Here is a 19,859-nt window from a genome sequence, read left to right on the forward strand (position 1 = left end):
ACATTAGAATTAAACTGCATATATTTACCGGATTCATGAATTAAGGCGAGCGTATCCCGGTATCCCGCTATTTCCTGTTCAGATCTGTTTTTAGGGGTTGTGGTTTTCAAGACCAAAGCTTCAATCCGATCGTGAGGGGCGTTAATTCCCTCCAATCGATTGGAGGATTCATTGGATTCAATGATCGCAGTCTGTTTTAGACTTTCCAAAATTTCGGGGGACTGTCGAGTGTAAAGCTCCTGTTTTCCACGGCACTCTCCAATGGCGCGGAGTGTTGCCAGTTGATTGGAATCAAATGTGAGCGCAATTAAATAGTTAGAATCGAGTGAATGCATATCATTTTTCCAACAATAAGGTAATTTACCATATAAATAGGGTAACATCAATATAATTTTACCCCATTTATACTCTGGTTTACCCTATTTTAGACACAAACTCCAAGATTTCATCAATTTGGGTGAGCTGAAAAACACCCCGAATTCCCTGAGGATGGAAATTGGTAAAAGGACGATTAATGAGATTCTCTTTTTCGACTTTCCCTTGATTGAGAATAAAGGTCTTGATGATCTGAAGAAATTCCACCTGGTTCGCGGAATAGTCATTATGATGAGCGATAAAGTCGTCAAAAGCTTGCGCAATGACTTCGGAGCGGGATTGAAGTTTTTGGATTCCTAAAATATAACGGATAAAGTCGATAAAATGAGCGTTTTTGTTATCATAGACACGTTGCAAGACCTCCTCAGTGACATACGGATCTTCACTCCTGAGAAGTTCGGCCAGGCGCGAAATATCGTAGTCATCAACCGGCTCTCCTCTTTTAAGTTTTTGCAAAACCTCATTTCCAATTAAAAGGCTATTGATTTTCTCTTCGACTTTGTGACGATACTCTAATACTGTAGCTCGTTCCATTTCCGGACCGAATTCGACCCACTCTCTGACCAGAATAATATCTTCCAGATTGAGCTTTTCCATTTCGTTTATCTTTTTTTGCCGGTGTTTCATTAAACCACGCAAACGGACACGAACCTCTTCGAGACATTCTTCAGAAAGCGCTGCCCAAAACCTTTCTTCTTTAATTTTTCTGATCGTCTCTTCTTCTGCACGAATCTGATTAAGGGTCAAAGGGAGTGCGTCTATTTTCTCGCGAATGGTCTCTTTCATCCTATTTAGAGTTTCATCATCTCTATCCAATAACGCAGTTTGGGTCACGATGATATCGATATCAAAGCGGAGGGCATCGAAATCCTCCGCAGAACGGGTCCGCATTAAGGGGAGTATATTCTTTCGGAGATTCTCGATTTCATGGAGTCCGAACCCATACCAAGCAGTCTCTTCAGCAACAACAGACAATTCCTGGGTTTTTTCTTTTACCCGAACCGTCCCTTTGGGCAGGGAGGCAATATCCGCCCGGATCCCTGAAATGGTCTTTTCAAGTACAAGTTGGTCTCCCACCGTCAGGGCCGAAGTCGCCTTATCAAGCCGAACTCCAAAAAGCCTCTCCGGTACAGAAAGAGTGGGAGAGGGTTCTTTGCCAGGTGGATTCATTTGGAAATAGGCAAAGTTTTTCCAGTGATCGATAATGAGAAAATAAGCTTTATTCTCACCCTGGCCGAAAAGGTTTGGGCAAAGCCGCGTTCCCCTCCCTATCATTTGCCAAAACTTGGCGCGCGAGAAGACGGGCTTGGCAAAAACCAGGTTCACCACTTCCGGAATATCGATTCCAGTATCGAGCATATCGACCGAGATGGCGACTTTTAGCGGATCCTTTGGGTCTTTAAATTGATCGATCAATCCCCCTTCTGTTCCGGCACGGGGATCATGTGAGTCAATCACTCTGGCCAGCCTCCCTTTATATTCGGGATAGAGCTGGTTAAAATGTTCTTCCAAACGCAACGCGTGCTGATGGGAAATCGCAAAGATAATTGATTTTCCTGGACGGGTCCCGGTCTCATCTTTGATGCACTGTTCCATAAACTCACGAACAATCAGTTCATTGGTGCCGGAATTGGTGACCTGTTTTTCGAGGTCTGTTCCTTCAAAATCAATATCTTCCAGGTCTTTTCCCTCTTCGATCAGCTTTTTCTGGATTTGAACCGGAAGTTGTCCCGCTTTAATCCCTTCAAGTTGAAACCGGGATTGAATTGATAACACTTTAAATGGAACCAGGTAAGGAGGAGAGTTGTTTACCGCTTCTTCAAGTGTATAGTTGAAAGTTGGATCTTCGTTAGGAGTTTCAAAAAGCTGAAAAGTGTTACGGTCGATATATTCAACGGGAGTAGCAGTGAGGCCCAACTGATAAGCATCAAAATGGTCCAGAATTTCTTTATAGCGATTATAGATACTTCGATGGGATTCATCCGCCACAACCATATCAAAATAACCTGGAGAAATCGTCGGGTAAAGGCTGTGCATTGTCGGATAGGTGGAGAGATAAACTCTTTTTTCTGGCAACGGCTCTTTTGAAGAGATACGCGCCCAGGTTGCGTTGGGAAGATGTTCCTTGAAGGCATTGCGAGCCTGTTTGAGGAGTTCATTCCGATCGGCCAGAAAAAGAATCCGTTTCACCCAATTGCATCGCATTAAAACATCGATCAATGCAATGGCGACACGAGTTTTGCCGGTGCCAGTGGCCATCACCAGCAAAGCTTTTCGATGTCCTTGAGTGAGTGTTTCTAAAACCCTCCGGATTGCTTCAATTTGATAGGGCCGCCCGACGATCTTTGTATCGATTAGAGTGGTTGAAAGGGGTTTACGTTCTAGATTTTGGAATCGGACCCGTTCCAGGTCGGCTTGGGTATAGAACCCATAGATCTTTCTGGGCGGGTAACGGGAATCATCCCAGAAAAAGAGGTTATTCCCGTTAGTGTAAAAAATAAAGGGACGAGGATGTCCCATTTTTTCGAGGCCATCCGCATACTGTTTAGCCTGTTCCCTCCCAATTTCAGCATCGACGGTTGACCGTTTGGCTTCGACCACTGCCAGCGGTGAACCATCCCGGGCAAAAAGGAGGTAGTCACAAAACCCGGTTTTCGACAATGAACCGAATTGATGAAGAATCGGATGTTCGGAAGTGACCAGAGCAGGATCTTTTACATTCCATCCAGAAGCTTTTAATCGCTTGTCGATGATCTCCTGCCGGGTTTGCGCTTCGGACATCGGGCCCCTTTAAATTTACAAATAAAACTCTTTTCATTATAAATAGTTAGAACCTATTTGCAAACGGGATTTTTGTTAACGGCAGGCCTAAAGAACTCATGATTCCAGATTCAACGTTTACAGGTAACCCTGGACGGGCTCCTAGGAATTTCCACGCGGCGCGTGGAGAATTTCTGTGATCTTCAACAGCAGAGGAAAAGAAAGATCAAATTGTCTCATATAAATGGTTACACCAATTCAAGCCGAACTTTCCGGCCGACAATGGCAGCAGCACGTGTTAACGTTGCCAAGGTCACGCTTTCATTATCTGGGTCTAACAACCGGTCAAGCTGAGCCCGGCTTGTTTCCATGCGGCGTGCCATTTCTATTTTTGTAATTTTCCGTTGCTTCATGGCTTGTTCAAGTTGCCATGCCAAGACACGCTTGATTGCCGTAGCCTGCACTTCCTCGTAAATACCCTCTTCTTTGAGAAAATCATCGAACAAGCTACCGATATGTTTTTTCCCCTTCATGGTCATATACTCCTTTTATTGCTCTATTTCTCTCTGCCGTTGTCGCGCCAAAGCGAGAACATCCGGTGGAGTCTTTTGGGTCTTTTTTATAAATCCATGTAACAACATCATTCGACCAGTGTGAAGGGAGAAAACCACTCGCGCAATCCGTCGGCCTGTCAGATTGCTACGCACCTCCCACAGGCCATCACCCAAAGGGCGACAGGTTGGCATTCCAACGGGCCACCCATATTCAACAGTCGCTATGTCGTTTCCGATGATCCGTCGATCATTTCTCGGCAACTCTTTGAGCCACTCACGTACTGGTTCTTTGCCGTGTGCATTCCGGTAAAAGGTGGCATAAATCTTTTTAATCGGAACCAAGCCAATACCTTTCTCAAAGGGATAAAATAATTATGTATCAAAAAAGATACTTTGTCAAGTTGATTAGATACCGGGCAATAGTTGCATTGACTTCTTCCGCAAACGTCAACCCTAGTCCCCGCTGGCATTGCTCATAATACTCCACCACCCATTGCAACACTGCCTTGGCCTCATCGAGTGAAAAGTCCTATCGCTCATTTATTTGCTTAACAGCCACTTCGGATCGGTGAAGGAAAGTTTTTTAAGAAGAGTTTTGAAAGCCGGATGTTTCATATCATTACTTTACCAAAAGTACCCACTTTTATAAACTGGGTACTTATTGAAAAGTAGGATTATTTTATAGAACCATGCTGTAAAATATTAATGCAAACTAGATATCACTTCCCTCAGCCTTTCTATGGGATAAAAAGCATTTTTCGTGGCACTCATAGGTGTTCGGTTAATTTCGGCATTCATCTCCATCAACTGCTGTCCCTCGGCTCCTTGGGCTTGAAGGATACGGAACTCGTACTGCTTGGCGAAATCAATCATAAAACCAAGAACTTTTCTGTTCTGAGTTTTTGTAAACCCAATCTCTTGATACTCCTGCACAAGTTGGTTTATTAGCTCGGAACGAAAGCCCTCGTGTTGAAGATTGTCTGACAGATGATCGAGGAACAGATTCTTGATGTTTCTCAGATCTTTCTTGAGAATTCCCGGCACCAGAAACGTATAGAGGGTTTCCTCGTTTGTAAAGAGAAGATGTTTCTTTCTCTCAAACCTGAGCAAATTAGCATACCAGTTTCCGAGACCTTCGGTTGTGGGTGGAACATGACATGGTTCAGTAACAGGGCATTCAAGCGCTTTAAGAAGGTTCAAGGTGCAGTGCATCCATCTCATGCCGTCAACCTTTGAAAGATTTTCCCTAATTGAGGATTTTTCCTGTCTTTTAAAAATGTGCCGGCTTCTGATATCTTGATTACCAACTCCGATTCTCGGTAGTTTTTGAGATCGCTATATTTTAATACAAGGTTGATACAAACTAAAGGACAGATAAAAATGATGCCAACCATTCAGATAAGCCAGTCCAAGATTGATCGTATTATCCGTCCTATTTTGGGTCAATACTATGGGTCAGAAGATTCTTATCAGGATGTCCATGTAAAAATTCTCGAGCTTAGTCCTCAATCAGAAGAAGAGATCAAAGCAATTGCCTTAGAAGTCAAAAAGAAACATATAAGAGATTTTCTACATAAAAAGTTCTCGGAAAAAAGCCTCTATGAGCCTATCGAATCTCAAGGAGATGAAAAATTTACTTTCGAAAGCATACTGGCTGATAAAGAAACGGAGGTAGAACCAGAATCCCTTAGCATGGAGCCTGCTGCAAAATCAATTTTAAATTTCCTTATAAAAGAAATGGTCGATGGTAAATCATTGAACTGGTCCATTCTCTCGTTATTGAGAAAATCGTCAGAATTACTCAAACGACATCATCGCAGATGGGAAAAATGGGAAGAGGACATTCTACGAGAAAATTATATCCGCGGAGGCAGTTTGGCAGTTGCATTGTTTTTGAACAGAACTGTAAATGCCATCACTTCAAGAGTGTTTTATTTAGGAATAAGAAGGTATCCGCAACAATTCCAAATCACTAAAGAATATTCAAACGTTCAAGGGGAAAATGTTATTAAGAGAGAACAGTTAAAGAAACGTTCCACTAGAAATAGTGACCACAAGCGGCTTGAAAGTCTACGTGTAAAAAAAGAAAAGCTCCGTTTAGAAGAAAAAGAAGGATTAAAAAGGAAACGAAAACTGAAACATACTCGGTAAATGTTAAAAGCAAAAACTTCCGAGCAACTATCCGGAAAAAAGATTGGAAAAGGAAATGGAAATCGGAAAGGAAGTCGCAATGCCACCTTCCGAAAGGAAAATCGGAAAAGGCTTTCAATTGAAATTTCCGGAAAGAGGAAAGTGGAAAACACCGCTACGGGAAAAGCTGGAAATGGAAATGAAAAGAGGAATCGTATTTCCGCTTGATGATTCCCTTTTGTATCGGTCCTGTGGAGTGAAGGTGAAATATGGATAATATTCATTTTGAAAATACCCGAAAAACAGGAGAAAGATCTTCTATTATATGTCGGCAAAAAAGACTTCATTTAAACCCTTAAAACATTTACGCTTTTTCCTTTTTATGATTTTCGGAATTCAATAGCCTCTTCAATAGATCATTCAATAGAACTTTCAACGTCTGTTTCTGGGTTGAACTGCCCCCGGTTATTTGAGGAAAAAGTCGACTGTTAATTATTTAACCGGAAGAATAAAAGATGGGCTTGCAACGGGGTGAGACAAATTGACAAGGACTATGTCATCTCTGTTATCGAAGTTATTTTGGTGGGGCTTCAAAACTCAATTGAACGACCTGTCCTGTAGCAAAGGATAGCCAGTTTGAATCTGTTAACCCTCCTTTCAAAACCTCTTCAATATGGGAAAAGTAAATTCTCTTGGGCTTTCTTAATGTCTGAGCCGTATACTTTCGAAGGGAATCAATTCGCTCTTTTTGCGAGGTGATCACAAACAGAGTGCTATCTTCAGGCAAAGAGGAGAGCTTTTTCACAAATCTGCTCCGGATCAGGTTTAGCCCGTCCATTTCAATTAAAAGATCTTTACGGCCGGTCTGGCTTTGAATCTTTAATTCCAGGTCAGCATAATGGGTGCCTTTTACATGAAATTGATTCTTCATCTTCATCTGACCATCATCCAGGATAGACAATATTTCGTACCTCTTTGTCTCCCTTTCTTCCCGAAAAATTCTTCGAATGATCAGGGTCAACCAATACTCGTGTTGGAACAGGTGATCCGGAGGAACTTGAATCTTTAAATATATCGGATCATACCCGTGACTCAATAATATTGAAGCTCCCACAGGCGTTAAAAAGCAGAAAAGTTTAGAGGGCATGAAGGGGTAGTAAACCTTCCTGATTATTTTTCTTCTCGCCATAGTGCCAAGCTTGGCGTAAATCTGCTGGAAATGGAGAGAACGCCGCCCGGTATCGAGACCCCGATAAAACTCAAAGGCTTCTTTAATTGTACTTGGACCGAAGGAGAGATGCCGGAGCCATTCGAGGTCTCTCTGTTTGAATCCTGAATACACAAGCGTCATAGAAATTTTTCCTAATTAAAATGCCAGTTCCGATATGTTTTCTCTTTCAAATATATCCCAGTCAGGTATGACCAAAGTATGACCAGACCCCTGGTTATCCACAGAATTGGTGGTAACAGAAAGAAACGTCTGGAAATCTTTAACTGATTGATTTATATTATGAAAACTAATTCCAGTTAGAAATCAGGCCCTTGTGAAAAATGGTTAAATTGCTTTCACACGGCAGAGGTCGCAGGTTCGAGACCTGCATCGCCTATATCTTTTCAATCTCGGAGCCCGAAAGATCCCATTCCTGAAAATTCCTGTCGCTCTCAAAACCATCCGTAATCGCTTCCTTAACAGGGTTCAAGGCCTGATTGCATTTCCCTCCCGATAACTATTTTCTCTTCACTTTCTACTCTGTCAAACCTTTCTATCTCTGATCACTGTCCAAAATAAACAGTTAGTTCGTTGCAGTGTCCAGACAGATAGACGAACTGGAACGCACCCAAATTTCAATGAAAATCACACGTTTCGAAATAGTCAAGTCAAATAGATTAGACAATTCGTCTAAAATAAGCACGGCGCTCCAACCCAATGTCTTCAGATTTAACCTCGTAATAGATTGTTTTTATAAGATAAAATTCGTTCTTGCCAGGTCATCGTTTTGGCCAAAATTCATTGGTACAGGAATTGCTATTTTATCTTAATACCAGGAAGAGAAAGATGACCCATTAAATAGAAAGTGGGCTGACTGGGATAATAAGATAATGCAATGTTCAAGATGTAAAGGTCATGTGGTTATGGAACTATATCAAGATCTGAGAAGTGAAACCGGTAAATGCGGATTTTATGGATGGCGTTGCTTGAATTGTGGGGAGGCTGCGGATTCAAATACTCAGTCTCACCGTTATCAACCGTTTTCTCCCCGGATGCCAAGAATTAGAAAATGGGGACACCGGTTGCTTAAATAGGACTTTAGGCAGGCATGCCTTGAATTAAATATAAAGGAGACTTTAAAATGTTAAATTTACCTAAAAAAGAAGCTGAAGTCAAAACAAGTGCACCCTGGAGATCTTTTTGGAATCGGAGCGCGAAAGAGAGGGAAATGGACCGACTGTATCGGGAAATTTTTGAAGGGCCCTGGTTTAGTTTTGGCTGGCCCAAAGAATTAAGAGCGCTCGAAACCGAAAAGGGCGCTCTCGTCCCGAGGATTGAGGTTTATGAGGATCAAAATGACGTGGTGGTCAAAGCCGAGCTTCCCGGAATGAAAAAGGAGGATCTGGAAATCAAACTTCGAGGGGATATTTTAACCATCAAAGGAGAAAAAACCGTCGAGGAGAAAACAGAAAAGAAAGAATATTTCTATTCTGAATGCAGCTATGGCGCTTTTGAACGATCCATTGAGATTCCAATCAGTGTCTTGGCTGACAAAATTACCGCGAATTTCAAGGATGGGTTATTAGAAATCCGTCTTAGAAAAAATGAAGACGTCAAGGGAAAAGAGATCAATATAAAAGTGGCCTGACGTTTGGCCGGGTCAAATCGACCAGTTCGATCATGCTCGAACTTAAGCAATAACCGGATGTGAGAATCTAAAATGCTGGTTTCCTCTGTGGAAAAAATAGGCCAGACTATCCGGATCAAAAAAATAGTGCTTCCTTTTGACTTTTCGGACTGTTCACGTCAGGCTCTGAATTATGCGGTCTCCTTTGCCAGAGTTTTTGAGGCCAAGATTTTCCTCCTGCATGTCGTGGCCTTATCTCCCTATGTACCTGAAATATCCATTTCGCTTGAAGGAGATCAACTCGGATTGAAAAAAAAACTGAGTGAAATGGTAAACCGGGAAGTGTCCCTGATTAAGGAAATGGGAATTGAGAGTGAAGGATACTGTGTTATTGGAGAACCAACTCTTGAAATTGTCAACTTTGCAGAGGAGCAATTTGCGGATCTGATCATGATGGGTACACATGGACGGACCGGTTTTACCCATATTTTGTTGGGAAGCACCACTGAGCGGGTTATTGAACGCGCACCTTGCCCCGTGTTGACCCTAAAGGTCAAGAGAGAGGCGCCTTTGAAATCTGAAATGCAAACGACAAGCCTAAGCGGGAACGAAAAAAGTCACATCCCTCCTGCAGAAAATAGGAATTCCGGATCTTGTCGGGTCTGTTCCGAGCCTGCACAGGATATAATTTGCGATAAATGCAAGGTTCGCATCCAGGCTGAAGCCTTTGAGCAGAAATCAAAAGTTGAAAGGGCGGGGAAGGTCGAAACAGCCCGGAAATAGCGGATGACACGTTCCGTATCTCCTATCCATTCAAGTTAACAGTTTCCATATAGTCTGCTACCCGGCATCGCCATTTCATTTCTTCTTCGATTCGGTGTCTTAATGCGTCCGCAGGTGCTGGCTCTCCATGCGTAATAAAAGTCTCCTTCGGTGAGCTCTCAAATTGTTTTAACCAGTTCAAAATTTCACGGTAGTCGGCATGGGAAGAAAGCTGGTCAATGGCGACCACCTCCGCATTGACCGGAATATAGTGCCCATGAATTTTTATACTTTTGGCTCCATTCACCATATCCGCTCCCCTAGTTCCCCCTGCTTGAAATCCGACAAATAATATGGTGTTCCTCCCATCGGGAGCAAAAGCTTCGAGATGATGAAGAATTCGACCGCCGGAGGCCATACCACTCGCTGAAATAATGATCATGGGATCCCTCAGGCTGTTCAGTTTCTTTGATTCCTCCAAACTATTGACAAAACGGGCGGCCGATCCCAGATCCCGGCATTGTGCCAAAGTCAATCGATGTTCCTTTTGATGTTCCAAATAGATTTCGGTCGCTTCAACTGCCATCGGACTGTTCAGGTAGACTGGGATATCCGGAATGGCATTTGTAGATTTTAGGCGATGGATGTAATAAAGAATCGTTTGGGCCCGACCCACGGCAAATGATGGAATCAAAAGAACTCCTCCCCGTTTTACCGTGCGATTGATGACTTCTGACAAAACGATGCCAGGGTCTGCCGGATCGTGAAGCCGGTCTCCGTAGGTCGACTCGAGTACCAGATAATCGGTTCGACGGACTACGACGGGGGGATTCATGATCAGATCTTGAGGCCGGCCCAAATCTCCAGTAAATAAAACAGAGGTCCGGGGGCCCGTCAGCTTGACGAGGGAAGAACCGACAATATGGCCCGCCGGCTGGAATCGACAATGAATACTATTTCCAAGGTCTATCTCCTGGTCAAAGTCGACAGGAACTAACCGAAGGAGCGACCGCTCTGCATCCTGACGGGTATATAACGGCCGGGGCGGGACATGTTTTGAATAGCGATGCGCATCAGCAAACTTTGCTTCTTCCTCCTGAAGGTGTCCGCTGTCCGGTAGAAGGATTGAACAGAGATCCCTTGTTCCCTTACTGCAATAAACCTTTCCCGTAAATCCATTTTTCACGAGTAGGGGAAGATATCCGGTGTGATCGATGTGGGCATGCGTTAATACCACAGTATCTATTTCTTCAGCGCGAATGGGTAACGGGGCCCAATTTCTTAATCTGAGTTGTTTGAAACCCTGAAAAAGTCCGCAGTCTACAAGAATTTTTCGTTTACCTTCTACTATTAAGTATTTGGAGCCTGTCACGGTGCCGGCGGCGCCTAGAAATGTAATTTCCATATCTCTATCCCTGGTCCAGTTTTATCCTTGCGTTGATCATGCCTCGCCTTCGGGTTCTAACCTGAGTTGAGCGATTCGCCAGGGAATGTACTTCCATTGCGAACGATTCCCGAAAGGTGTATAAAAAAGGATAACTCAATCTTCAAAAGTGTCCCCCGGTGAGGAAGTACATCATTAAAATCATTTAGAAGTCAAGCTTCCAGTCCGAGCCCAAATGAAACAAGATCGAGATAATTATTTCAAGAATGCCATGAAACTGAAAATAGGTGTTATGGGGTCTGCAACGGGTAAGCTTTCCAAGGAGCAGAGATTGATTTCCTACAAACTCGGCCAAGCGATCGCCGAAAATGGCTGTGTCACGATAACAGGCGCATGTCCCGGATTGCCCTTCGAAGCGGCAAAGGGGGCAGCAGAGGTGGGCGGCCTCGTTGTCGGAATTTCGCCGGCACTCAGCAGATCGGAACATATCATGAGGTATCGTTCTCCAGTAAAGTACCACCATATTTTGATTTACACAGGAAGCGGTCTGATGGGACGAGAAGTGGTCAACATACGAAGCTCTGATATCATCATTATTGTTGGTGGCCGATCGGGAACATTGGGGGAATTTTCGATCGCGTATGATGAAGGAAAGCTCATCGGTATTCTTGAAGGAAGTGGCGGAATCACTTCTGAAATAAAAGATATCGTCAGAATCATCAAAAAGAAAACCGGATCAAAGATGATATACGACAGCAATCCAAATACCCTCGTTCAAAAACTGATCGAATATTTCGCTCAAAAAACATAAATCCTTGAATGGATAAACACCACGTGGAGTCCGTGAGAAGTCCTTAAATATTTGATTGATTTATTCCTTACCAAACGCTAAATTAACATGAGTCTCGCATCATTGTTCATACTAAGATCAAACAGCCTTCGTCTATTTTTGGTATAATGGAATTCTAATGGAACTGACTAAAAAGAGAATTGTCGTAACGGGAGGCGCGGGATTTTTAGGTTCCTATCTGACCGAAAAACTCAAAGTTCGGGGATGCCAACAGATTTTTACTGTCCGGAGCAAGGAGCTTGACCTCACAGAACATGAAAATGTCAAACGTCTCTACCGGGAGTTCAGACCTGATATCCTGATTCATCTTGCAGCGGTCGTAGGCGGTATCGGCGCCAATCGAGATAACCCGGGGAGTTTTTTCTATCAGAATCTCATTATGGGAGCCTTATTGATGGAAGAAGCTCGGCTTTACGGCCTGGAAAAATTTGTCGCTCTGGGAACAATCTGTGCTTATCCTAAATTTACTCCTGTTCCCTTTAAAGAAGATGCCTTGTGGGACGGGTACCCTGAAGAGACAAATGCCCCTTACGGGCTTGCAAAAAAGATGATGCTGATTCAGTCTCAGTCTTATCGACAGCAATATGGATTTAATTCGATTTACCTCCTTCCGGTCAATTTATATGGTCCAAAGGATAACTTTGATACCCGATCTTCCCACGTGATTCCCGCATTGATCAAGAAATGCATAGAAGCCGTTCAACTGGGAAAAAAAGAAATTGTCGTTTGGGGAACAGGACGTGCAACCAGGGAGTTTTTATATGTCGACGATTGTGCGGAAGGAATTCTGCTCGCCACTGAAAGGTATGATAAAGCCGATCCGGTAAATCTGGGTGCAGGATTTGAAATTTCGATCAAGGATCTGGCCGAATTAATTGCAAAACTCTCCGGTTTTACCGGAAAAATTGTTTGGGATGCGACAAAACCGGACGGTCAACCCCGTCGCTGTCTCGATACAACGCGGGCTTTTAAGGAATTCGGATTTAAAGCAAGCACTCCTTTTGAAGAAGGGCTGAAGAAAACAATTGCATGGTATTTTGAAAATCAGGTCTAACAATATTGAATGCCAAACTTTTGCCTTCAATGTGACAACCTTAAATGACAAGGAGTCTAATGATTAAGAAAAGCCTGGCCTGTTTAATTCTTTTGATGTCCATTCAACCCGCATTTGCAATTGACGATGTCAATGACTATCCAATCACCACGAACGTCAGAGGGTTATCCGGTTATTATTATGTCGATTCCGTTCAAACCCTTCAGCCGGGAAAATTTCAGGCCTCTCTTTTTGGAATTGGATTTTCAAATGATGCGGCTGACTATAAAAAGGGGACCGGTGAAGCGGTTTTGTCTGTCGGATTGCTTGACGGATTTGAAGGCGCTCTGGTTATTCCCTATATTGTACAAAGCGGAAGCATGAATGGGCTGGGAGATATCAAACTTGCAGGCAAAATTCATTTATTGGATCAGCTTGACGAAGACATTCCTGCTCTGGCTCTTGCCGCTTCTATTGAATTTCCCACCGGAGATAATAATAAAGGTCTTCGGATCGTCAACAGTTACGGAGCCGATCTGATGCTGGTCGCCCAGTCTAAAATCGATCTTCCCGATTATTCATTTAATCTGGTCGCCGAAGGGGGCATTTATGCCCAGGATATCAGTCAAACAACAGAGGAAAGGCATGCTCTGTTTGGAGCCGCCGGTCATTTTCCACTCGATGATATATGGGTCATCATTGTTGAAGGAGTGGGTACCAGCGGATATGGAAACAGTCTGGACTATACCACCTTTTCCGGTTCGTTGCGCCTCTTTATGAAAAAGTTTACTCTGACTGCGGGCATTGCGAGAACTCTGGCTACTGGACAAAATGCTTCAACCGGCAACAGCGTGCAAGGTTCTCTCAACTTTCCGTTCTAGAGACAACAGAGCAACAACCATTCTGCAGTAGCCGGTTTTTAAAAACGGTGCGATCTGCAGGTTGTTCAAAAACCTCCAGATACTAGGCCGCAGTTTTAAGGGCGATTGAGGCGTACATTACAAAGTACGCTGAAAACGGCCGAAAAACGAGAATGCAGCAGATGGACTTTTTCAACAACCTACTAGTTTCCCGGTTTGGGTCTTCTCGCTCTGGTCATAACCGGCATCATATAGACCTCTTTGCCTCGAAGCGCCTCTTTTTTCTCACCGAACTTTTTTTCTCCGGCTTTTTCTCTTTTTTCGGACTCTGATCCCCGATGTTTGCGCTGAAATCCCCGGTCCGCCCGCCCATCCCGGTCGCGATATCGAGAATCGGTTCGAGATTCGGAGCGGAAGCCTCTTTTGAATTCATCCTTATCGTTGTTTTCGACAGGTTCAACATGGTCAAACAGGTAAAGAAGCGCCGAAGCGACATCCTCCGGTGTATAAACCGAATAAAGCTCTTTTAACCAGGGGGTATATTTTTTGACGGCTCCTTTATTTAATACCTCAGCGATCTTGTTTTGAACGCCCTTGATTCGAGCATTTTTCACCTCGTGGTCTGAAGGAAGCTCTTTCTTGTCGATTCGAGTTTTCGACTGCGCCTGGATCGTTTTAAGGTCCCTGAATTCATGAGGCGAGATCAATGTGATTGCCACCCCTTCCATACCCGCACGGCCGGTGCGGCCAATCCGGTGAATATAGGTTTCAGTATTCTTGGGAAGATTGTAATTAATGACGTGAGAAACCGCCGACACATTGAGCCCACGGGCAGCGACATCTGTTGCCACCAGAATTTTCACCGTACCATCCCGGAATTTTTTCATCACCTTGTCCCGTTGCGCCTGACTCAGATCCCCGTGGATCGCTTCACTGACATGGCCGGCTTTGTTTAAGCGGGCTGTCAGTGTATCCACGTTTTGCTTGGTTTCACAGAAGATAAGCGTCAGAAGAGGCTGATGGACATCGAGAATCCTACAGAGGGCGTCAAACCGGTGGTGTCCGGAAGTTTCATAATAGAATTGCGTGACGCTTTCAACCGTAACATTTTTCTTGCTGATTCGAATTTCATGCGGGTTTCGCATATATTTACGTCCAATCTGTAAAATTGGATCAGAGAGAGTGGCTGAAAATAAAAGAGTCTGCCGTTCTTTTGGCGTCTCATTTAAAAGGGTCTTGATATCGTCTATAAAACCCATGTCCAGCATAATATCGGCTTCGTCCAAAACAACAGTCTGGACATTTTGAAGGCGAAGGGTTTTGCGATTCAGGTGATCGATTAATCTCCCGGGCGTTCCCACAACGATGTGAGCCCCCCTTCTCAAACCGTCCAGCTGGACAACGATAGACTGGCCTCCGTAAACGGGCAATGAATGGATTCCTTTGTCTCTGCCGATCCGGTTGATCTCTTCAGAAACCTGGATTGCCAGTTCCCGGGTCGGCGCCATAATAAGCGCCTGGACTTTTCGGTCCGATGGGTCAATTTTTTCGATAATGGGAATGCCAAATGCGGCTGTTTTTCCTGTACCAGTTTGAGCCTGTCCAATGACATCGGCACCGTTTAATGCATATTCAAGCGTGCTGACCTGGATGGGAGAGGGCTCTTTAAAGCCCATTCGCGCCAAGGCTTTCAATACGAGCGGGCTTATTTTAAAATCCTCAAATAAAATCTTCTTTTCGGAAGAAAAAGCCGGACTGGGGATTTCGGGGGGCATGGGTGTAGAATGAGATGGGCGCATCTCTCGCGTCAAACTATCCATTATTGTTTGTTCCATTCCTGGTAAAAGATTAGTTTATGTTGAAAGGAGTGACTCAGACAGATCAAACAAGATTTGAGAGGACATTTCAGCAGAAACTAACGTGATTGCCTGGCGCAATCATCTGTTTATTAAATTATGACTTGTGACTATATCTCATGCGGTGGTGAAATTGCAAGTAAATTATTTTTATGTCAGGCCGATTTTGAAAAAAGCTTTTTTGTTGTTCTCCTGTTTCAAAACTTGTATGATGCCGACAAGGTATTTGAGGATAAGATAGATAGGGTGTACCAGGCGTAACCTTCTATCAAGGCAAACTGCCGGCGACGGCAGGACGCAAAGCCATCGGGTCTCACCTTTCTGTTTGAGATAGCCGGGTTGCCGAGGTGACAAGATTGTCTTGTCGTTTCGGCAATCCGGCTTTTTTTACGTTTAAACGAAAATGAGCGAATGAGGGTAGATGCCTACTAAAGTCTTCGAAACCAATCGCCGGAACTTCAGAAGAATAGAAGTTGAATTAAAGGGTTCCTTTAACATACTCGGTCAGGAACAAAGTGAAGGATGTGCAGAAATTCAGAATGTGGGATTTGGTGGGGCCATGTTTATCGCCTCCGCTCCGTTAAACCGTGGGGAATTAATCGAAATGACGATCTACTGTCGTGAAATCGAAATTCCTTTTCACGCTCAGGTAGTCTGGATTGAAACATTGACTCCTAGTTTACCCGTTGAATTTAAGTTTGGGGTCAAATACACAAAGATTTCCGCGTTAGAACAAAATTACCTGTCTTTGATTATCGGTTCGATTAAAAAATAGTTCAAAGAAGAGAACTCAGGTGTCAGGAATTCATACTGTTCGATTCTCTCGAAACGAGGTATTGGTAAAGATCCTGATGCTCAGTCGCATTGATTTCATTTTCAAATTCTATGCCGATGCTGCCAAATTCTTTTTTCTTTTCTTCCGTTCGGATCTTTCCGGAAAACTGATAGTCGACCGGTCCTTTTCCCACGTCACAGAATAATTTGATTTTGACTCGCGATCCTTTGATCACCTTCTCTTTTGTGTAAACTCCGATGCCCCGTCTCGAGATTTCTTCTATCGGACCGGATATTCGGGTCTCTGATTCAAGCATTTCAATTAGCGCCAGTCCGGATAATGGAATTCGAGGATATTTTCGGTTGAATTCTGCCATTCATGACTCCTGTCTAATTGGGGGATTCTTTAAAGATATCGTATCGTCTGGACCTGTCAAACCGAGGAAGGAGTTACTTCTTTTTTTCTTCCAACTTTTTTAAACGGGTTTCCACAATAAAGCGGTTCGGATAACTAGGCAATATTTCCCGGAAAGCCTGAATAGCCTCCTCCTTTCGCCCGATCTCTTCGAGACAAACACCACGCTCGTATTTTGCTTCAATCCAGTATGGGGAATCTGAAAAAGTCTTGATAAACGCCTCCATTCCCTTCAATCCTTCTTCGTACTTTTGCTCAATGAGCGATGTCATGGCGACCTGAAATGAGGCCCGGTCGACCCATTTTCCCTTCGGATATTTCTTGATCAGTTCTTCCCATTCTATTTTGCTCTGTGCCAAATCACCCTGGTTGAAGTAAATGTCCCCGATCTTATAAAGATATTCATCTTCGTTGAGATGATCCGGGGTTTCTTCGATGAGCTTTTGATACTCTCCGATTGCCAGTCGCGGTTCGTTAAATTCCTTTTCATACATTTCGGCAAGATGCCCCCGCGTGGAAAGAACGAAATCTGACGCCGGATAGTCGACGATGATCTTGTGAAAGTAGTCGAGACCTCTCTGGGGCTCTTTGAGATATAAATAGGAAATCATCCCGGCCCAGTAGTAGGCTTCTGGGGCCTGCCGGCTTTTAGGATAACTTTCTGCGATCTGGAGGTAAATCGAGCGGGAGGTCTGGTAGTTCCCAGACCGGAATGCTTTTTCGGCCTCTTTGAGCTGAGTTTGGACTTGGTGCGAACAGGTAGATAAGGAAAGGACTATAAAGATCAGGATTCCGGCCGCAGAGACGTAGGTCACTACGTCTCCTCTTTTCAAGATTCCTGCTCCGGGTCATTCTCATCTTCTTCCTTCTCTTTCTCAACCAACATAGCCGTGGCGACAACCCGGTCCTTTTCCCCGACATCGATCAACTTGACCCCTTGAGTGTTGCGGCCGATTTCTCTGAGAGTATTGATCTTAAGCCGAATGATCTTCCCTTCCGCAGTAATCAACATCACATCTTCATTGTTAGAAACTTGAAGGATGCCCACAACATTGCCGTTTTTATCGCTCGTCTTTACCGTGATAATCCCTTTTCCCGCACGTCCTTGAACCCGGTATTCCTTCAGCGCGGTCTTTTTTCCAAATCCTCTGTCCGTGACAGCAAGAATCGAAGCGCCTTCTCGTTCATCAATAATCTCCATCCCGACAAGCTCATCTCCCTGATCCAGGTTCATTCCACGGACGCCACCCGCCGTTCGACCGGTCGGACGTACCGAATCTTCCTTGAACCGGATTCCGATTCCAGAGCGGCTCCCGAGAAAGATTTCCTCATGCCCGTTGGTAAGTTTTGCAGAAATCAGACTATCCCCCTCATCCAGTGAGAGCGCGATGATCCCGCCTGCACGTACATTGCTATAAGAATCCAGTGTGGTCTTCTTAATAGTCCCTTTCCGGGTCGCAAACACGACAAAACGATCTTCCCGAAATTCTTTCACAGGAAGAATCGCCGTAGGTAGCTCATCCGGACCCAGCGACAAGAGGTTGACCAGCGCCTTACCTTTCGAGATGCGGCTTGCCTCTGGAATTTGATAAACTTTCTGCCAGTAAAGCCTCCCCTTGTTCGTAAAAAAGAGGATATAATCATGCGTATTTCCCACGAAGAGTTGGCTGACAAAATCCTCTTCTTTTGTTCCCATGCCGATTTTTCCCTTGCCCCCTCTTCTTTGGGAACGGTAGATTGAAACGGGATGCCGCTTGATATAACCGGTATGGCTGATCGTAATAACCATCTCCTCGTCGGCAATCGTATCTTCGAGATTGATCTCGGCACTCTCCGCGATAATTTCAGTTCGCCTCGGGTCGCCGTATTTCTCTTTCACCGCCAGAAGCTCCTCCTTGATGATCTTCTTGACCAATGCTTTGCTGGCCAGGATCGATTTCAGATATTCAATTGTTTTCAGCAGCTCCTGATACTCTTCGATCAATTTCTGACGTTCCATCGAAGTGAGTCTCTGGAGACGCATATCGAGAATCGCCTGGGCTTGAAGGGTAGAAAGTTCAAATTGGCGCATCAACCCTACCCGCGCCTCCTCCGGAGTCGGAGAGCGTCGGATTAAGCTGATCACCTCGTCAAGATGATCAAGGGCGATCTTGAGTCCTTCAAGAATGTGTGCCCGATCTTCCGCTTTACGAAGTTCAAAGCGCGTCCTGCGAATGACGACATCCTGGCGATGATTGAGAAATACCGTGAGGATTTCTTTAAGATTCAGGACTTTGGGTTGATTGTCCACCAGGGCAAGCATAATGACACCAAATGTCGATTGCATCGCGGTATGTTTATAAATCTGGTTTAGGACGACGATCGAGTTTTCTCCCCGCTTGGTTTCAACAACGATCCGCATACCATCTCGGTCCGATTCGTCGCGCAAGTCGGAAATACCTTCAAGTTTTTTATCGCGGACCAACTCAGCGATTTTCTCAATCAGTCGTGCTTTGTTAACCTGGTAAGGAAGCTCGGTAATGATAATCGCCTCACGATCAGATTTTCCGATCTGTTCCGTCCGGGCTCGTCCCCGCATCTGAATAATTCCTCTGCCAGTACGGTAAGCGCTTTGAATGCCGCTAAATCCATGGATAAATCCTCCCGTTGGAAAATCTGGACCTTTGATGGCTTCGCAAAGCTCATCGATTGTCGTATCTGAGTTTTCCAAAAGGAGCGTGGCACCATCGATAACTTCTCCGAGATTATGCGGAGGAATATTCGTTGCCATTCCCACCGCAATCCCCGCTGACCCATTGATGAGAAGATTAGGAATTCTTGACGGTAAAACCAGCGGCTCGATCGTGGATTCATCATAGTTTGGACCAAAATCTACAGTCTCTTTATCAATATCGGCTAACATCTCTTCAGCCAGCGCCGCCAGTCTCGCTTCGGTATAGCGCATCGCCGCTGGCGGATCTCCGTCAATAGAACCAAAATTGCCCTGGCCATCTACGAGCATATAGCGCATGTTAAAATCCTGTGCCATTCGGACCATCGTATCGTAAATGGCCGTATCGCCATGAGGATGAAAGTTACCCATGATCTCTCCGACGATTTTCGCCGATTTCCGATACGAGCGGTTATGAAGGAGACCCATTTCATTCATGCCATGAAGGATTCTTCGATGAACCGGCTTTAGCCCGTCACGGGCGTCGGGAAGTGCCCGCCCCACAATGACTGACATCGAGTAGTCAAGGTAGGATGTTTTCATCTCCTCATCGATGGGG

At 44.5% G+C, this 19,859-nt stretch carries 19 protein-coding genes and 1 riboswitch; of the genes, 8 read left to right on the top strand and 11 right to left on the bottom strand.

Annotation, left to right across the window (positions count from 1 at the left end; all coding sequences use genetic code 11):
• The 5 genes from HY200_04705 to HY200_04725 form a co-directional block, all read right to left on the bottom strand.
• Positions 1-335: cell filamentation protein Fic (locus tag HY200_04705; GenBank protein MBI3594237.1), on the bottom strand; the 335-nt coding region annotated here is incomplete at its 3' end.
• 79 nt (positions 336-414) lie between these two features.
• Positions 415-3,156 (bottom strand): DEAD/DEAH box helicase family protein, encoded by a 2,742-nt coding sequence (locus HY200_04710; GenBank protein MBI3594238.1) that lies wholly within the window; start codon positions 3,154-3,156, stop codon positions 415-417.
• A 227-nt stretch (positions 3,157-3,383) separates the two neighbouring features.
• Positions 3,384-3,668 carry an XRE family transcriptional regulator gene (locus HY200_04715; protein ID MBI3594239.1) on the bottom strand — a complete coding sequence of 95 codons (285 nt, stop codon included), beginning with the start codon at positions 3,666-3,668 and terminating at the stop codon, positions 3,384-3,386.
• 15 nt (positions 3,669-3,683) lie between these two features.
• Positions 3,684-4,022 (bottom strand): type II toxin-antitoxin system RelE/ParE family toxin, encoded by a 339-nt coding sequence (locus tag HY200_04720; protein ID MBI3594240.1) that lies wholly within the window; start codon positions 4,020-4,022, stop codon positions 3,684-3,686.
• 369 nt (positions 4,023-4,391) lie between these two features.
• A complete protein-coding gene (locus HY200_04725; protein ID MBI3594241.1) occupies positions 4,392-4,910 on the bottom strand; it encodes a hypothetical protein in 519 nt (172 codons plus the stop codon).
• Positions 4,911-5,069: 159 nt separating this feature from the next.
• On the opposite strand from HY200_04725, the gene HY200_04730 reads away from it, so the two are divergent.
• Both HY200_04730 and HY200_04735 read left to right on the top strand, forming a co-directional pair.
• Positions 5,070-5,840 (top strand): hypothetical protein, encoded by a 771-nt coding sequence (locus tag HY200_04730; GenBank protein ID MBI3594242.1) that lies wholly within the window; start codon positions 5,070-5,072, stop codon positions 5,838-5,840.
• A gap of 55 nt (positions 5,841-5,895) precedes the next feature.
• Positions 5,896-6,096: a hypothetical protein gene (locus tag HY200_04735; protein ID MBI3594243.1), complete on the top strand. Its 201-nt coding sequence runs from the start codon at positions 5,896-5,898 to the stop codon at positions 6,094-6,096.
• Positions 6,097-6,393: 297 nt separating this feature from the next.
• Here HY200_04735 and HY200_04740 read toward each other — a convergent pair whose 3' ends face one another.
• Positions 6,394-7,170 (bottom strand): hypothetical protein, encoded by a 777-nt coding sequence (locus tag HY200_04740; GenBank protein ID MBI3594244.1) that lies wholly within the window; start codon positions 7,168-7,170, stop codon positions 6,394-6,396.
• Positions 7,171-8,170: 1,000 nt separating this feature from the next.
• On the opposite strand from HY200_04740, the gene HY200_04745 reads away from it, so the two are divergent.
• Complete coding sequence (locus tag HY200_04745; protein MBI3594245.1) at positions 8,171-8,677, top strand: Hsp20/alpha crystallin family protein; 507 nt, start codon at positions 8,171-8,173, stop codon at positions 8,675-8,677.
• Between the two features lie 72 nt (positions 8,678-8,749).
• Positions 8,750-9,439, top strand: a complete 690-nt coding sequence (locus HY200_04750; protein MBI3594246.1) for a universal stress protein — start codon at positions 8,750-8,752, stop codon at positions 9,437-9,439.
• A 22-nt stretch (positions 9,440-9,461) separates the two neighbouring features.
• Here HY200_04750 and HY200_04755 read toward each other — a convergent pair whose 3' ends face one another.
• A complete protein-coding gene (locus HY200_04755) occupies positions 9,462-10,823 on the bottom strand; it encodes an MBL fold metallo-hydrolase (protein ID MBI3594247.1) in 1,362 nt (453 codons plus the stop codon).
• A gap of 214 nt (positions 10,824-11,037) precedes the next feature.
• Between HY200_04755 and HY200_04760 the strand changes: the two genes are divergently transcribed.
• The 3 genes from HY200_04760 (at position 11,038) to HY200_04770 (ending at position 13,566) form a co-directional block, all read left to right on the top strand.
• Positions 11,038-11,613, top strand: coding sequence for an LOG family protein (locus tag HY200_04760; protein MBI3594248.1), 576 nt, complete (start codon positions 11,038-11,040; stop codon positions 11,611-11,613).
• Between the two features lie 157 nt (positions 11,614-11,770).
• The gene (locus tag HY200_04765; protein MBI3594249.1) at positions 11,771-12,706 is read left to right on the top strand and encodes a GDP-L-fucose synthase; all 936 of its coding nucleotides are present in this window, start codon (positions 11,771-11,773) and stop codon (positions 12,704-12,706) included.
• Between the two features lie 59 nt (positions 12,707-12,765).
• Positions 12,766-13,566, top strand: coding sequence for a transporter (locus HY200_04770; GenBank protein MBI3594250.1), 801 nt, complete (start codon positions 12,766-12,768; stop codon positions 13,564-13,566).
• A gap of 182 nt (positions 13,567-13,748) precedes the next feature.
• On the opposite strand, the gene HY200_04775 is transcribed toward HY200_04770, so the two are convergent.
• Positions 13,749-15,365, bottom strand: coding sequence for a DEAD/DEAH box helicase (locus tag HY200_04775; protein ID MBI3594251.1), 1,617 nt, complete (start codon positions 15,363-15,365; stop codon positions 13,749-13,751).
• Positions 15,366-15,663: 298 nt separating this feature from the next.
• A riboswitch (cyclic di-GMP riboswitch) is annotated at positions 15,664-15,748 on the top strand.
• A 74-nt stretch (positions 15,749-15,822) separates the two neighbouring features.
• On the opposite strand from HY200_04775, the gene HY200_04780 reads away from it, so the two are divergent.
• Complete coding sequence (locus HY200_04780) at positions 15,823-16,176, top strand: PilZ domain-containing protein (GenBank protein MBI3594252.1); 354 nt, start codon at positions 15,823-15,825, stop codon at positions 16,174-16,176.
• 22 nt (positions 16,177-16,198) lie between these two features.
• Here the strand turns inward: HY200_04780 and HY200_04785 are convergent, their stop codons facing one another.
• The 3 genes from HY200_04785 to gyrA form a co-directional block, all read right to left on the bottom strand.
• Entirely contained in the window at positions 16,199-16,552 is a 354-nt protein-coding gene (locus HY200_04785; protein MBI3594253.1) for a PilZ domain-containing protein, read from the bottom strand.
• 73 nt (positions 16,553-16,625) lie between these two features.
• A complete protein-coding gene (locus tag HY200_04790; GenBank protein ID MBI3594254.1) occupies positions 16,626-17,423 on the bottom strand; it encodes a tetratricopeptide repeat protein in 798 nt (265 codons plus the stop codon).
• Complete coding sequence (gyrA, locus tag HY200_04795) at positions 17,420-19,843, bottom strand: DNA gyrase subunit A (protein ID MBI3594255.1); 2,424 nt, start codon at positions 19,841-19,843, stop codon at positions 17,420-17,422. Before gyrA ends, HY200_04790 begins: the two co-directional genes overlap by 4 nt.
• Between the last annotated feature and the right edge of the window lie 16 nt (positions 19,844-19,859).

The organism is Nitrospirota bacterium, from assembly GCA_016194305.1.
In the GTDB taxonomy this organism is placed as follows: Bacteria; Nitrospirota; Nitrospiria; order JACQBW01; family JACQBW01; genus JACQBW01.